The following is a 14,799-nucleotide window of genomic DNA, read 5'->3' as shown; positions in this document are numbered from 1 at the left end:
TAGATTAAAGTACATTCAATAGGAATAAGGTTTCTATTTGAATTAAAAATATAAATCAACCCTAGTGTTGATGACAATTTCAGGTATCTATAGCAATAGGGTTCCACCTCTTACCATCCCGAACAGAGAAGTTAAGCCTATTAGCGCCGATGGTACTGCCGAAAGGTGGGAGAGTAGGTCGATGCCGACCTTTAAGCGTCTTGTTTCTAACGAAGCAAGACGCTTTTTTTATGTGATAATGCGAACTAAGTTTAATTTTTGAGATGCTTTTATAACTTTCGCTCAAGCCGCTGGGCTCTTACTTTTTGCTTAGATCAAAAAGTAAGCAAAAAATCAAGTCAGTCTGATCCTAGTTTTCTCTCTGTAGTTGAAACTGTAGCACGCCTTACGGCAGACTGACAAAGCCCGCTCAAAACCTCCTCAAAAATACTTTTGATATAAGTATTTCTTGAATGTGCTCATATGAATATTTGGTCGATGCCGACCTTTAAGCGTCTTAAATTCTAATAAGTATTAGGGAGATATGTTTGATGGATTAAAAAAAATAGGCCTTATTTGCTTGATGCAAATAAGGCCTGTTTTGTATTTGATTGTCTAGAATTAAATTCTAAACCGATAGATTACAAACTAAAGAAGTATGAGAATACTTGTCTGATGTAAGCATTGTCTTTAACACCTCCTGTTTCGCGAACAGAGTGCATAGCAAACATTGGATTTCCTATATCAACTGTACGAATATCGATTTGACCAGTTGAAACATTACCTAAAGTACTACCTCCGACTAGATCGGAACGGTTCACAAACTTTTGGTAAGGCACCTCAGCATTTTTACAAAGTGTTTCAAATACTGTTCCTGAATCTGCATCAGTTGTATATTTGTTGTTGGCATGAATCTTAATAACTGGCCCTTTATTAATGAATGGACGGTTAGTAGGATCGTGCTTCTCTGAAATATTAGGATGAACGGCATGAGCCATATCTGCAGAAATCATAAATGAACTATAGATAGCTCTATGGAAATCTTCCATATTCTTACCTAACTTATAAACGATACGCTGCAAAAGATGGCGTAATACAGGAGATCCCGCTCCTTGTTTTGTTACACTACCAACTTCTTCGTTATCGAAAATAGCTAGCATCTGTGTTTTGTTAGTTGTTTTTGAATCAAGCAATGCTTTTAAGCCAGCATGTGCCATAGCCAAATCATCTAATTTAGGAGATGAGATGAACTCTTCGTTTAATCCGAAAATAGTTCCTTTTTCAACTTCAAATAATGTTACATCAAAATCAACGATAGACTGAGCATCTATTTTCAACTCTTCAGCAATAAGATTGATTAGACAGTTTTCCTTTTCCATCTCATCTGTGATCATCGAAAGTAAAGGAAGCATATCCTTCTGCTTGTTTAGAGCAACACCTTCGTTAACTTCACGGTTTAAATGAATAGCAAGGTTTGGAATCACCATCAATGGACGATCTATCTTAACGAATAAGTGTTCTGGATTAAGTGGATCGTTTGATTGTACACAAACTCGACCTGCGATAGAAAGTGGACGATCCATCCAAGTGCTTAGAATTGGAGCACCATAAACCTCAGTGTTTAGTTTAATGTAGTTTCCTTCAACAGTAATTTCAGGATTAGGCTTAATCTTGAAACCTGGAGCATCGCTATGGGCACATACTAATTGAAAACCTTCCTCTTCAATTTCTCCTTCTCCAATTGTGAAGGCGAAAATTGCTGAACCATTTTTTCCTGTGAAATATTTACCACCCTTGTTGATAGTCCATTCTTCACGAAGATCTAATTCTTGAAACCCAGCTTCAACTAATTCTTCTCTAACATTGTTGACTGCATGGTATGTGCTAGGACTGCGATCTATAAAATCGATTAGTTCCTGAGCTTGTTGCTTTTCCAGATTCATAGTGTTTATTTCTTAGGTTTAAGTTCCATATCAAATGCTTGTGATATAGAATACTTAGTTGTTTCTTAATTGAAACTCAAAACTATATTATTTCTTACAAATAATAAACTGTTTTGCTTTTAATCTCTAAGATGATTTGATACTTTATTATCAGTCTAATAAGACTTCATAAATTTGAGAATATGACCATAGTATTGAAATAAAAAAACACTTTCTCCGCGTGGAAAAAGTGTTTTGATAATTTGTTGTAATGAAGACTTAAGATTCATCTGTCTCGGTTATATCTTTATGACGAAGATCAGTTCCATTTTGATAGTATATGGATGCTTCAGCAATATTGGTGGCATTGTCGGCAATACGCTCAATGCTATTTAAAATACTCCCAAAATTAAGGATATTGGTCACATCTTCTACAGCTACACCAGGAGGTGTACTTTTTCTAAGCATTCGTTTAATTAATTTGCGTTGCATATCGTCAACGACGTCATCATTCTGAATTGTCCAAATGGCCGTTTCGTAATCTTCGTTTTCGAAGGAGTCTAAAGCCTTTCTCACCATAATTAGACTCATATCAAACATATTGTGTATGGATTCTTTCTGATTTTCAGGCAACTGTTTTGGCGTTAAATCCATGAAAAAATGTAAAATATTATTCAGTTGATCCCCTATTCGCTCCATATCACCTAGCATTCGTAAATATGAAATGAGCTGACGTAGTTCGCTAGCCATAGGTTGTTGAAGCCCGATGGTTTGAATAATATTGTGGCTCATCTTTAATTCTAACTGATCGAGCTTTGTTTCATTTTTGGAAAAAGTTTCTAGTTCCTTTTTTGAAAGAGCGTCCAGACCGGTTAGTATGACATTCTCCAGTGTTTCGAACTGCTCATACAATAGTGACTTCATTTTTTGGAAATCTTTATTTATCCCTTCGAATTTTTTATCTTTTTTTATCGACATCTTTTTTGAATTTAATAGTTACAACTTAGTTTATCAATCAATCCTGTCCTAATAAATTGGTGCTTCGCCCAAACCAGACTTCATTTTTTGGCTTGATCCAAAAAACGAAGCAAAAAAGATCAAGGCTGCTTTTAAAATATCTTCCTTATTTGCCTCAAGCTTAAGTGCGGCCGGGTGATTTTCGAACAAAGTTCTCAACTTCCCGGTCTTTCTAAAGCTTTCGTAAAACGAAAAACTTTTAAAAAGAGGCCATATTTGGATGACCTCAAAAAGAACCACTTCATCCTGTTATCAGTCTTAAATATATCGCTAGCAATAAAACACATAACATGAATAAAATATTTAGGGCACTATTGTTTATCAACCAAACTTGCCTGTTAGATAGGCTTCAGTTCGTTCATCTTTAGGTGTCGTAAACATATTCTTGGTTTTACCATACTCTACTAATTCACCCAGATACATAAACATTGAATAATCAGATATACGTGCAGCCTGCGACATATTGTGCGTGACTAAGATGATGGTATAATCCTTCTTTAGTTTTACGAGTAGATCTTCAATCTTAGCTGTAGCTATTGGGTCTAGTGCCGAAGTTGGTTCATCCAAAAGGATGACCTCAGGCGTGTAGGCTAAAGCTCGTGCAATGCATAAACGCTGTTGTTGCCCTCCAGAAAGGAAAGTTCCTCTTTTGTGCAAGGCATCTTTTGTCTCATCCCAAAGACCAACCTCACGAAGAGATCTTTCAACTATCTCATCCTTTTCAGAACGTTTTAGTTTAATTCCATTTAAAATATAAGCGGCTATCACATTGTCATAGATGCTCATAGTTGGAAATGGATTAGGACGTTGAAATACCATGCCGATTTTACGTCGTAATTGTATAGGATTTGTTTTGTAAATATCCTCTCCGCCCAATGTAATGCTTCCTTTATGATGTGTTTCAGGATAAAGTTCGTGCATTCTATTGATCGCTCTCAAGAGTGTACTTTTTCCACATCCCGAAGGTCCCATGATGGCAGTTATCTTGTTTTTTTGAATACCTGCAGAAACTTTGTCGATAGAATATTTATCTCCTCCATACGACACTGATAATTCATCGATGTTTAGAAGTGGAGATTCTATTCGGATGATTCTATCATCCTCTTTATTTAGTATTGTACTTTCCATTTTTTTGCAATTGCTTTAGCTCCTAGATTCAAAAGAAAAATAATAAGGAGAAGAATTAATGAGGCTCCCCAAATTAAATCGATAAGGTTTGGATCATTATAAAATTCCCAAACAAGTAAGGGGATGGCACTACTCGGTTGTGTCATATCTAAATTGATGGCTGAGCTACCCAATGCAGTCAGCATAAGTGGAGCCGTTTCTCCTGCAATTCTAGATATACCAAGTATGATTCCGGTAGAAATACCACTCATTCCTGTAGGAAGGAGGACTTTAAATATTGTTCGATGATAAGGCACTCCTAATGATAATGCTGCTTCTTTTAAAGTTGATGGTATCATTTTTAGAGTCTCTTCGGTTGATCTGACAATAGACGGTAACATCATGATTGAAAGAGCAACACTACCAGCCAGAGCTGAAAAGCCTGAGGTAACAGGTTTTACAATCCAAATGTATGCGATAACACCCAAAACAATGGATGGAACGCCTTGAAGCATATCAACAACAAAACGAACAAGGCCTGCCATTTTACCTTTTGATGTTTCTGATAGATAAATGCCACAGATTAAACCCAGTGGGATAGCAATAAGCGAAGCCATTCCAACAATAATGAGTGTTCCAACGATACCATTTGCGATACCTCCAGGAATAATTTCGTGGTTTACTTTAGCCATCATTGCCTCCATGGTATCAGGAGCAACTTCAATAAAAAAGTTTAAACGTATTTGTTTGTAGCCTTTTTTTACGAGTTGATAGAGTATCGATAATAAAGGTAATGCCGAGATAAAAGCCAAGGACATCATGACAATACTAAATAACTTGTCGTTAAATATGCGCCATTTGAGCTTTTGTTGCGATATAGAATTTGAAATATTCATGTGTTCTGAGCTTAATTAGGCTATGAATTTTTTCATGATCATCTTACCCAATAAATTTAATATCCCCGTAAGGACAAATAGTAAAAGTCCCATTGCTACGAGCGAGGTATATTTTAGTCCATCGGCTTCTCCAAACTGGTTTGCTATTAAACTGGCCATCGTATTTCCTAAATCGAATAGATTCGTTGGAATGTTGTTTGAATTACCAATTAGCATGGTTACAGCCATTGTTTCTCCTATGGCTCGACCGAATGCTAAAATGAATCCGGCAAAGATTCCAGATCCTGCATTGGGAATAATCACATTTTTAACCACCTCAAAGCGCGTTGCTCCCAAGGAGTATGCTGCTTCTTTTAAGTTTGAAGGCACCATATTTATAACTTCAGCACTCAAAGAGGAAGCATAGGGAATAATCATGATAGCTAAAACGAATGACGATGTGAAAATTCCAAAGCCCTGAGCGTTTAATCCTAATTCGACGACGATGGGTCTTATTGTATAAAAACCCCACAAGCCATAAACGACTGATGGAATTCCAGCCAATAAATCAATCATTGATTTTAAGATGGATGCCATTCGCCCCTCTCTAAAATATTCGCCTAGGAATAAGGCTATAGAAAAGGCAAAAGGAAAAGTTAGAGCTAAGGCTAATAGGGAAGTTACTATTGTCCCAATTATAAATGGAAGTGCTCCATAACTTTCTCGCCCCTCAGTAGGATTCCACTCAGAGGAATAGACGAAACCAAAACCAAATTCTTTGAAAGTTGGTATTGATCCTATAATTAGAGTGGCTATAATTCCTAGAGCCACCATAAGAATCAAAACGCCACTTAATTTTAAAAAATACTGAAACAGTCTTTCACTTTTCATTCTATAATTCTGTGGTCAGTTGTAATGAGTTTAAACAGATCTCAAAGCAACTGTAGTTGTAATCGTGTTCAAACGAATTTCGTTTGAAAGAAAGAAGAGGTCCAAAACAAGGTTTCTTTTGGTGAACTTATCAATAGAAAAACATAGATCTGCTCTGAACCTCTTTGTGTTTTAATCGTTTTTTTTTATAATCCTTTACCGTCATAGGTAATCAGATCTAAGATTTTATGAGCTTTTAAAACAGCCTTTTCAGGAAGAGGTGCATAATGTACTTTGCTCGTTTGTTTCTGTGCTTCTTGTCCAAGAACCCATTTTAAAAGAAGTTTGGTTTGCATGGCTTGGTCTTTACTTCGGCCATTGTAAGATTGCTCCTTGTAAACTATCAACCATGTGAAACTTGAGATTGGGTAACCTTGTTCAGCACTTGTATTGGTTAATGTGACACGGGTATCGTTTGGAATGTCTCCAGCAGCTGCATCACTTACCGAGGCAACAGAAGGCTTAATGAAATTACCAGCTTGGTTTTGAATACTAGCAACTGGAATACCTTGTGCAAAAGCATACTCTGATCCGATATAACCAATAGCACCTAAAGTAGAATTGATTGTTCCGGCAACACCCGGATTTCCTTTAGCTGCTAAACCGACAGGCCATTTTAATGCTTTACCAGCTCCAATCTGCTCTTTCCATTCCGAGCTTACCTTACTCATATAATCACTAAAGATGAAAGTTGTTCCACTTCCGTCTGATCTGTAAACAACCGTGATCGCTAAATCAGGAAGTTGAGCATCATGGTTTATTTTTGCAATTCTCTCGTCATTCCATTTTGTTATTTTCCCCATGAAAATACCTTCCATCAATTCAGATGTGAATTTCAACTCTGGTTTTCCAGGAAGATTGTAGGCAGCCACAACAGCTCCTAAACAAGAAGGAATATGTAATACATCACCTGGCATTTCAGTCAGTTTTTTATCTGAAAGGAAGGCATCTGTTGCGCCAAAATCTACAATCTTATCTTTCAAACTTCGAATACCGCCACCAGAACCAATGCCACCGTAGGTTACCAAAAGACCTTTTGACTTGGTGTAAGTTTTGAATATTGTGTTGTAAAAAGGTTGTGGAAAAGTTGCTCCCGCACCTGTTAAAGCTTTAGCTTTTTTCTCGCTATTCTGTTTTTTACCAGAATTCCCACATGATGTCATCATTGAAATCGAAATGATAGCTACTAGTAGTAATTGAAACTTTTTCATTCTATTGTCTTTTAAAAATATTTGTCTGTTTTAAACTAATTTTGCGAACAGCTGTTTGATTTGTTCTGTCCATAAAATCATATTGCAAGTATAATGCTACAGCATTAAGTCAGTTTAAAAGGAATATTAATAAAACATTAGATGTTGGCTCCCAATGTTAAGAGAAGGTTTTGAAATGGGAAAGTAAAGTGTTCTTGAGGGTAGGATTTTCCTGCTGATTTAGCAGATAATAATGGGTCACTCGTCATGCTCTGACTATAGGGAAGCTGTAAATATCAGGGTATGACTAATTGATTTGGGATGATTGGATTTAGCTTAACCGCGAAGAGTGCCAAGTCTGTAATGTTCGCAAAGACCTAATAAGTGCCTTAAGCTCTTTGCGTGCTTTGCGAAAAAATCTTAGCGGGCTTTGCGGTGAATTTTCAATCAAAATTACTCTTTAGAGCGATGTATTGATTTTAGGATTTATTGCTTCAGACTTAATAAACGGAAGCCACTCCCGTGAATGTTTTCGATTTTAATGGATGCATCTTTTTTAAGATACTTTCTCAGTTTGGTAATATAAACGTCCATACTTCTTGTCGTATAGAAATTATCATCACCCCATATTACTTTTAAAGCTTTTGTTCTTGGCAGAACCTCGTCCTCACTCTCGCATAATAGCTTTAACAATTCTGATTCTTTAGGTGAGAGTTTGAATTCTTCATCTTCACCTGTTAGCGTCCTTAAACGGGGAATAAATACAAAGTTTCCAATTTTGAACTCATTCTTACTATTCCCATTCTCTTCATTCAGGTTTCTATTCAGAATAGCTTTTAATTTATAAATGAGTAATTCCGAATCGAATGGCTTGGTAATATAGTCGTCAGCTCCTATTTTATAACCTTGTATAATATCTTCCTTAAGGGTTTTTGCAGTAAGGAAAATAAGAGGAATCGTTGGATTGAGATCTTTTATTTTTTTAGCCAGCGTAAAGCCGTCCATTTCGGGCATCATCACATCTAAAATGCATAAGTCGTATTCATTTTTCATAAAATGATCGTAGCCTTTTTGTCCATCATCACAATGGTCGACAGTGAAATCAGAAAGTTCGAGATAACTTTTCATTACAGCTGCGAAGTTCGCTTCATCCTCTACAAGTAATATTTTTATAGCTGTTTCCATCGTTTATACATTTAAAGGTAAACTAATCTCAACACATGTACCTTGCCCAATTTTACTGCTGACTTTAATATCTCCCATATGTCGATCAACAATCAATTTCACATAGCTCAGTCCAAGCCCAAAGCCTTTTACTTTGTGAATATTTCCTGTTTGTGCTCTATAGAATTTTTTGAAAATACGTTTCTGAGTTTTTTGATTCATACCCATTCCTGAATCTTTAATCCAAACGCAGATCTGTCGTCCCACATTTTTTGTTCCGATTTCAATTTCAGGATTTCCCTCCGAGTATTTAATGGCATTGTCGAGTAGGTTGAAAAGGACATTGAAAAAATGAACTTCATCGACTTTTACAATATCATTAATGGCATCTAATTTCAGATTCAAACTTCCTTTTCGTTCGTCAATCTGGAGTTGAATGTGCTCGGCGGCCTTTTGTATGCTTTCGTTTAAATGTAGAGCTTGTGGGTTAATTTCCAATTCGTGTTTGCCATACAGAGATAATTGCATGATATTCTCAACCTGTTTATTCATTCGGTAGTTCTCGTCCTTAATGATGGCGGTAAAATATCGAATACGCTCAGGCAGACCAATAACTTTAGTATTGACAATTGAATCGCTAGCTAAGGCAATAGTTGCAATAGGCGTTTTGAATTCATGAGTCATATTATTGATGAAATCCGTTTTGATATCGCTGATTTTTTTCTGCTTGAATATGAAAATGACAGTGGCCACAAAACTAGCTAGAATGAAGAATGTGAAAATTCCCGAAAGAATTAATAAAGGGAGAATACTCTTATAAACCAGGCTACCGCGATTTGTTACAGCAACAAATAGTTGATTGTTTTTTTTGAAAACATCACCAGGGAATAGACTCTGTTTGTATTTCGAATTTAAAATGATGGGGTTTTGAATGGAATCAGAACTGAATATGAGCTTATTGTTTTGCCTGTTGGATACACCAAACTGATAGTCGATTTCGATGTTTTCATTCTCGAGAGCTAAATTCAATTGATTGGCAATATCCTCCTGATCAATTCTGTCTTCAAGCTTGTTGTCCTTTAGTTTGTATTCGTAAATAACCTTACTGAATAGGTGTTCTATTTGCTTTTCCTTATTTTTTATTCGAATCAGGGTATCGGTGTCTGTGAGATTGATATTAATGTCAATCGTTGAATTTTTGTCTTCAGAAGAATCACCGTGAACTTCAAGTTCTGTATCATCCGATTGAATTAAGATTTTTGCTCTCGTTTCGAGAAACTTTTTTTTAGAAAGGGAATCGTGATCTCCAGTAATAATAATCTTTTGATGTTTCCTGTGAGTCTTATTGTCTATAAACTCTGATATTTTGACAATTTCATTATCATCGCCATGAATTTCTTTGACCCAATTGAGGCCTTTCCCAATGATGTGAATGTCTTCATCTTGTTCTAAATTCTCAACAACAGTCTCTAATATATCCTTGATATTATCATCAAATTTTTTCTCTTCAACACGAATACTATTCTGAATCCATAAGACTTGAACCCCAATAATACCAATCAAAGAAATTGACATGAGAACGATAAGACCGATGATGAGTTTTTTATTCATAAGAACAGTTTAAGTTTCGCTTATCTACAAATTTAATAATTGAACTAGATTTTGACTCTTAATGAACAGCTAATTAAACTTAAGGAAAAGTTAAAGTTAGGGTTAATTTATTTTTCCCGCTGATTTATCGGATTAACGAGATAAGAATATAATTGCTCCTGCAGATATGTTATCTGCAGGTTTTGACTTGGGGATATCTTATCCACTCAGAAGTCATTCTTTTTTTTCTTGATGAATCTTTTGTTTCTGTCCGTCATGTCCCGATAGCTATCGGGATGACTATAGACAAGCTGTAAAGTTCAGGGTATCCTAACTTTTTCGTCCTATTGATTCAGTATCATTAGCATCGCTCTTTAGAGCGGTACTAATGAATTGTGTGAAGATTGGGCTTTAGCCCTGTGTTTTTATTCTGAATATTTGAGGACTAAAGTCCTTTTGTGAATTGCCTGCGAACCCCGGCATAAATGCCGGGGTAAGTGATTGGAATGCATAAATCTGTCATTCTCTGACTTTAGGCAAGCTGTGAATGTCAGGGAATGACGAAATCATACAGTATCTATTTCCCGCTGATAACACAGATTATCGCTGATAAAAATTGAAGAAGGTATTTATGGGTATTAGGAATTTGACAAACTTGACAGTATGTGTCTTAGTTTAGATTTAATACTTTAGTATCATCTTATAGGAATGATTTTTTTTAAGATATCAGAGAGCTACCATCAATATTGATGGTACATATACGTTAATGCCATGTTAAACCAACTTCTCAGATTGTTTTAAATAGACATTTGTGAGATCAATAATTTATTAAATTACAAATTTGAAGAATTTACTTTTGCTCTGCTTTATTATTCCCCATATTGGATTTGCTCAACAAGTCGTCAAAGGGATCGTTATGGATTCTAATTCTAAGGATGTTATATCTTATGCAGGTGTTTTATTACAAGATCATAAGACGATAACATGGAAGGATGGGTCTTTTTTTATTGAATTAGAGAAAATAGGTCGTGAAGATACTTTATATGTGCAATGTTTAGGATATGAAACCTACAAAGCGCCACTGGCTAATTACTTGGCAAGTGATGTTAAAGAAATATTACTTACTCCAAAGCATTATTCTATTGGGGAAGTTACTGTTTCAACGCAAAAGGTTAAAAGGAAAAAAAATAAAACTTTTGGAATTTATAAAAAGAAGACTAAAGGTTGGTATAAGACTACTTTTAAAAGACAATTTGCTCTTTACATCCCGAATCAGAAAAGTTATGATGGCATTATTCAGAATGTGCGTTTCTACATAACAAATGATGGAACTCCCGATAAAAAATTCAGGATACATTTATATGCTGTTGACAGCCTTACAAATGATCCTGGTAAAGATCTATTGCCGGAAGCTATATATACATCTGGTACAATTGGTGAGGAATGGGTCGTTGTAGATCTAATAAAGTATCAAATTAACTTTCCTCCAACTGGTTTCTTTATCGCAGTGGAAGCATTACCCAATAGTATTGCGGATACATATGTTACAATAAGGAAAAAGAAATATAAAACATCTCAACAAAATGTAGTTTTAGGCTTGTCTCATGAAAAACCTCGTGATAATCTCACATGGTATTGGAGAGAACCGTATGATAAATGGAGAAGAGGAAGAAAACTAGATAAAAACGAAGTTAATGGTCATCCTATGATGGCTTCAGATATTCTAATATTTAAATATTAGAATAATAATTAAAAGCAGGAGATAATACACGCTCGTAGATCATTGGGGGAGTAGGTCTTCAAAACCCATCCGCTTAAACAAAAAACGGCAAGCCACTTGTTTTAGAATCGAGTACTATTCTAAAACAGCGAACTTGCCGTTTCTCACTTTTGAAAGGTAAATTTAGAGTGACGCTGATATCGCTCAGCGCCATCTGTATTCTATTATTTAGTCACAAACTTCTGAGGTTTGATCATTCTCTCTGGTTGTAGCAATTCGTCCAACATCTCTTTGGTCAATAGCTTTTTCTCCAATACCAAATCGTAAACGCTGCGATTGTTTGCAAGCGCTTCCTGTGCTAGTAATGAAGAGGCTTCGTAACCCAAAGTTGGATTCAATGCGGTAACAATACCAATACTGTTTAGAACCATAGCACGGCAATGCTCTTCGTTGGCAGTAATACCGGAGATACATTTTGTATTTAGAACGTTCATTGCATTCTCAAGCATCTCCATTGATTCCAAAATAGATCTTACCAATACTGGCTCCATCACATTAAGTTGCAATTGTCCGGCTTCAGCAGCGAAAGTTACAGTCAAATCGTTACCAATAACCTTGTACGCAACCTGGTTTACCACTTCTGGAATAACCGGATTTACTTTACCTGGCATAATTGAAGAACCTGGCTGCATTGCTGGCAGGTTAATCTCATTAAAACCACAACGTGGTCCTGAAGACATCAAACGAAGGTCATTACAAATCTTAGACAATTTGATAGCCAAACGCTTTAGTGCTGAAGAATACATCACGTAAGACCCTGTATCAGGAGTAGCCTCAATAAGGTTACCAGCTAAAACAATATCCAAATCGGTGATTTGCTGTAAGTGTTTCACCACTTTTTCAGAATAGTCAGGCTCAGAATTAATTCCTGTACCAATAGCGGTTGCTCCCATGTTCACTTCGCGGAACAATTGTGCGTTTTGATTCAAACGTGCAATTTCTTCCTCAAGGTTAACGGCATAAGCTTCGAATTCCTGTCCAAGTGTCATTGGTACAGCATCCTGTAGTTGGGTACGACCCATTTTAATCACATGGTCAAACTCTTTTCCTTTGGCATGGAAAGCCTCAATTAATTGTTTCAATACCTCAATCAAACGGGTGTTGTGATTGATTAGAGCAATCTTGATAGCCGTAGGATAGGCATCATTTGTAGATTGTGAAAGGTTGATGTGGTTGTTTGGATGACAGTGCTCGTAGTCACCTTTTTCTAATCCCATCAATTCTAAAGCACGGTTGGCAATCACCTCGTTGGCATTCATATTGGTTGATGTACCTGCACCACCTTGAATCATGTCAACAGGAAACTGGTCGTAATATTCACCAGCTAAAACTTCTTCACCAGCTTTAACAATTACTTTTGTCAGCTCATCAGAAAGTAATCCTAGTTCGTTATTTGCTTTAGCAGAAGCCATTTTTACCATTGCTAAGGCATCAATAAATAGAGGATAGAAGCTAAGTTTTACACCACAGATATCAAAGTTTTCAACGGCGCGAAGTGTTTGGATGCCATAGTAAGCATCAGCTGGTACCTCTTTGTAACCTAATAGATCGTGTTCTTGTCTTGTTTTCATCGAAGGAATTCCTATAATTATTAATGAATCTATCTGATTGCTTTTATCCTTTATTATTGTGTCCCTTTTGATTAACTCGCCACATTTCTGTGAATGAGATTGTCTGAGGAGGCTTTTGTTTCCAAGAATTCTTAAGCTCAGATTTGTTGTTTTTATTTCAGTTCAAAAGTAGATCAAGTAGCAGTATACTTAGAGAAATATGCTATGCTGTTCGACTTAAAATTGAACTCTTTATCGCCTATGATGGAGTGAAATATTTCACCTCTAGATGATGAAGTCTTTGTTTATTAGTGACTTGTAAAAAGAGGAATACCTGATTGAACAGATACCCCTCTCGGATATTTTGTAACAGTAGGTTTTAAAATGCGAGCTGCATTTTATTTAAATTGTGAATTCAGACTGTAACATTTAATTAATCCTTAATAACATAGCGTCTAGTACATTTTCAGTCTGTAAACCATACCAATTGAGAAACGGTTTGTATGCTGATCTTTAAGTCCCATGCTTTCAGTCAAATTGCTATCGTAATCGAAGTGACGACCTGTGTATGTGAAGAAGATCTTCAAGCCATCAGCAATAGGGTGATATTCCAAACCAGTCATATAACCGTATGATGTACGGAATTCGTCGTTTAGGTTCTCATCTGTGTTACCTTTGTTGGTTGCAGTTTCGTACATACCTTTCACAAACATGTTGAATTTGTTGTTCAAACGGTAATCTACTTTAGCAACAAAAGAGTTATACACAACGTCAGTAGCGCGTACATACTCACCACCATTGGTATTAATCATATCAGACACAATACCTTTACGGTCGATGTCCTCGCTAGAGTTCATCCAATCGAATTGTAACTGAGCTTTCTTACCCAATTTCACTTGAGTACCCAAAGCGATATAATTTGTGTTCATATCCTTAGCATCTTCGAAAAGTGAGTAAGACCAACGAGTCTGTACAATACCGTCGAAAAGGCTACCATTCCAGTTTAATGTATAACCCAATGCATTCTTGCTAGCTTCTACACCATTCAATCCATTGTAGATATTATCCATATAATCGTTGCGAGAATTCACAACCTGAAAACGGAATTCCTGACCTTTCACCTGGTATGCAAAATCCACACCTGTAAGGAAGTTATCCATATAATCGATCATGTCGCTGTACTGGTAAATGTCAATAGGGTTCAAGTCGAACTCATATCCACCAAAAGCAGTACATTGCTTACCACCAGTAATAGTGAAGTTTTTTGCAACATCGATAGAGATAGAAGCAATATCAGTAGCACGAGATAGGTTATCTAAACCTTCAGCAGAAGTGCCACGATTCATACGGTGACGAACACGGTAACGGATACCTTTAACCACTTCACCACGCATTTCTAAACGCATTTGGTTTGTTTTGAAATCGATTCCTTCATAATCGCCGCCATTCAAATAGACGTTAGCAGAATTTTGAAGATTTAGGTAGAAGTTAAAAGAGTCATTCTTTTGATCTAAAGCAGCTATCTTTTTCTCTAAAGTTTTTAGGTTTAAAGCTTCTTGAGCCATTGCTGTTCCACCTATGGTAAGAACAGCAACTAAAGCGATAATATATTTTTTGAAATTCATCCTAGTAGTTTAAATAGGTTTCTTTTGTAAGTAATTGAGCGGTTTTCCCGAAAATTTGGGATAAAGAACC

Annotated in this window: 11 protein-coding genes and 1 rRNA gene; 2 read left to right on the top strand and 10 right to left on the bottom strand. The window is 36.2% G+C overall.

Annotated features, from left to right (window positions below):
* Window positions 1-79 precede the first annotated feature (79 nt).
* A 5S ribosomal RNA gene (gene rrf / locus ACXR6G_RS16530) occupies window positions 80-190 on the top strand.
* Between the two features lie 430 nt (window positions 191-620).
* On the opposite strand, the gene ACXR6G_RS16525 is transcribed toward rrf, so the two are convergent.
* The 8 genes from ACXR6G_RS16525 to ACXR6G_RS16490 form a co-directional block, all read right to left on the bottom strand.
* Complete coding sequence (locus tag ACXR6G_RS16525) at window positions 621-1,922, bottom strand: M18 family aminopeptidase (RefSeq protein WP_458362554.1); 1,302 nt, start codon at window positions 1,920-1,922, stop codon at window positions 621-623.
* 258 nt (window positions 1,923-2,180) lie between these two features.
* Window positions 2,181-2,879: a phosphate signaling complex protein PhoU gene (phoU, locus tag ACXR6G_RS16520; RefSeq protein ID WP_458362553.1), complete on the bottom strand. Its 699-nt coding sequence runs from the start codon at window positions 2,877-2,879 to the stop codon at window positions 2,181-2,183.
* A gap of 360 nt (window positions 2,880-3,239) precedes the next feature.
* Window positions 3,240-4,046 carry a phosphate ABC transporter ATP-binding protein PstB gene (pstB, locus tag ACXR6G_RS16515; protein ID WP_458362552.1) on the bottom strand — a complete coding sequence of 269 codons (807 nt, stop codon included), beginning with the start codon at window positions 4,044-4,046 and terminating at the stop codon, window positions 3,240-3,242.
* Window positions 4,028-4,921 carry a phosphate ABC transporter permease PstA gene (pstA, locus tag ACXR6G_RS16510; RefSeq protein ID WP_458362551.1) on the bottom strand — a complete coding sequence of 298 codons (894 nt, stop codon included), beginning with the start codon at window positions 4,919-4,921 and terminating at the stop codon, window positions 4,028-4,030. The genes pstB and pstA overlap by 19 nt, the downstream gene beginning before the upstream one ends.
* A gap of 15 nt (window positions 4,922-4,936) precedes the next feature.
* Complete coding sequence (gene pstC / locus ACXR6G_RS16505; protein WP_458362550.1) at window positions 4,937-5,791, bottom strand: phosphate ABC transporter permease subunit PstC; 855 nt, start codon at window positions 5,789-5,791, stop codon at window positions 4,937-4,939.
* 185 nt (window positions 5,792-5,976) lie between these two features.
* Complete coding sequence (gene pstS / locus ACXR6G_RS16500) at window positions 5,977-7,041, bottom strand: phosphate ABC transporter substrate-binding protein PstS (RefSeq protein WP_458362549.1); 1,065 nt, start codon at window positions 7,039-7,041, stop codon at window positions 5,977-5,979.
* A 465-nt stretch (window positions 7,042-7,506) separates the two neighbouring features.
* Window positions 7,507-8,205: a response regulator transcription factor gene (locus ACXR6G_RS16495; RefSeq protein ID WP_458362548.1), complete on the bottom strand. Its 699-nt coding sequence runs from the start codon at window positions 8,203-8,205 to the stop codon at window positions 7,507-7,509.
* A gap of 3 nt (window positions 8,206-8,208) precedes the next feature.
* Entirely contained in the window at window positions 8,209-9,795 is a 1,587-nt protein-coding gene (locus tag ACXR6G_RS16490; protein WP_458362547.1) for a sensor histidine kinase, read from the bottom strand.
* Window positions 9,796-10,615: 820 nt separating this feature from the next.
* On the opposite strand from ACXR6G_RS16490, the gene ACXR6G_RS16485 reads away from it, so the two are divergent.
* Window positions 10,616-11,515 carry a hypothetical protein gene (locus ACXR6G_RS16485; protein WP_458362546.1) on the top strand — a complete coding sequence of 300 codons (900 nt, stop codon included), beginning with the start codon at window positions 10,616-10,618 and terminating at the stop codon, window positions 11,513-11,515.
* Between the two features lie 203 nt (window positions 11,516-11,718).
* Here ACXR6G_RS16485 and aspA read toward each other — a convergent pair whose 3' ends face one another.
* Both aspA and ACXR6G_RS16475 read right to left on the bottom strand, forming a co-directional pair.
* Window positions 11,719-13,125, bottom strand: a complete 1,407-nt coding sequence (gene aspA / locus ACXR6G_RS16480; RefSeq protein WP_458362545.1) for an aspartate ammonia-lyase — start codon at window positions 13,123-13,125, stop codon at window positions 11,719-11,721.
* A gap of 434 nt (window positions 13,126-13,559) precedes the next feature.
* Window positions 13,560-14,729 (bottom strand): porin, encoded by a 1,170-nt coding sequence (locus ACXR6G_RS16475; protein ID WP_458362544.1) that lies wholly within the window; start codon window positions 14,727-14,729, stop codon window positions 13,560-13,562.
* Window positions 14,730-14,799 lie beyond the last annotated feature (70 nt).

This window comes from Ancylomarina sp. YFZ004 (genome assembly GCF_054254355.1).
The sequence above is the reverse complement of the archived record's forward strand: the minus strand, read 5'-3'. Positions and strand labels throughout refer to the sequence as shown.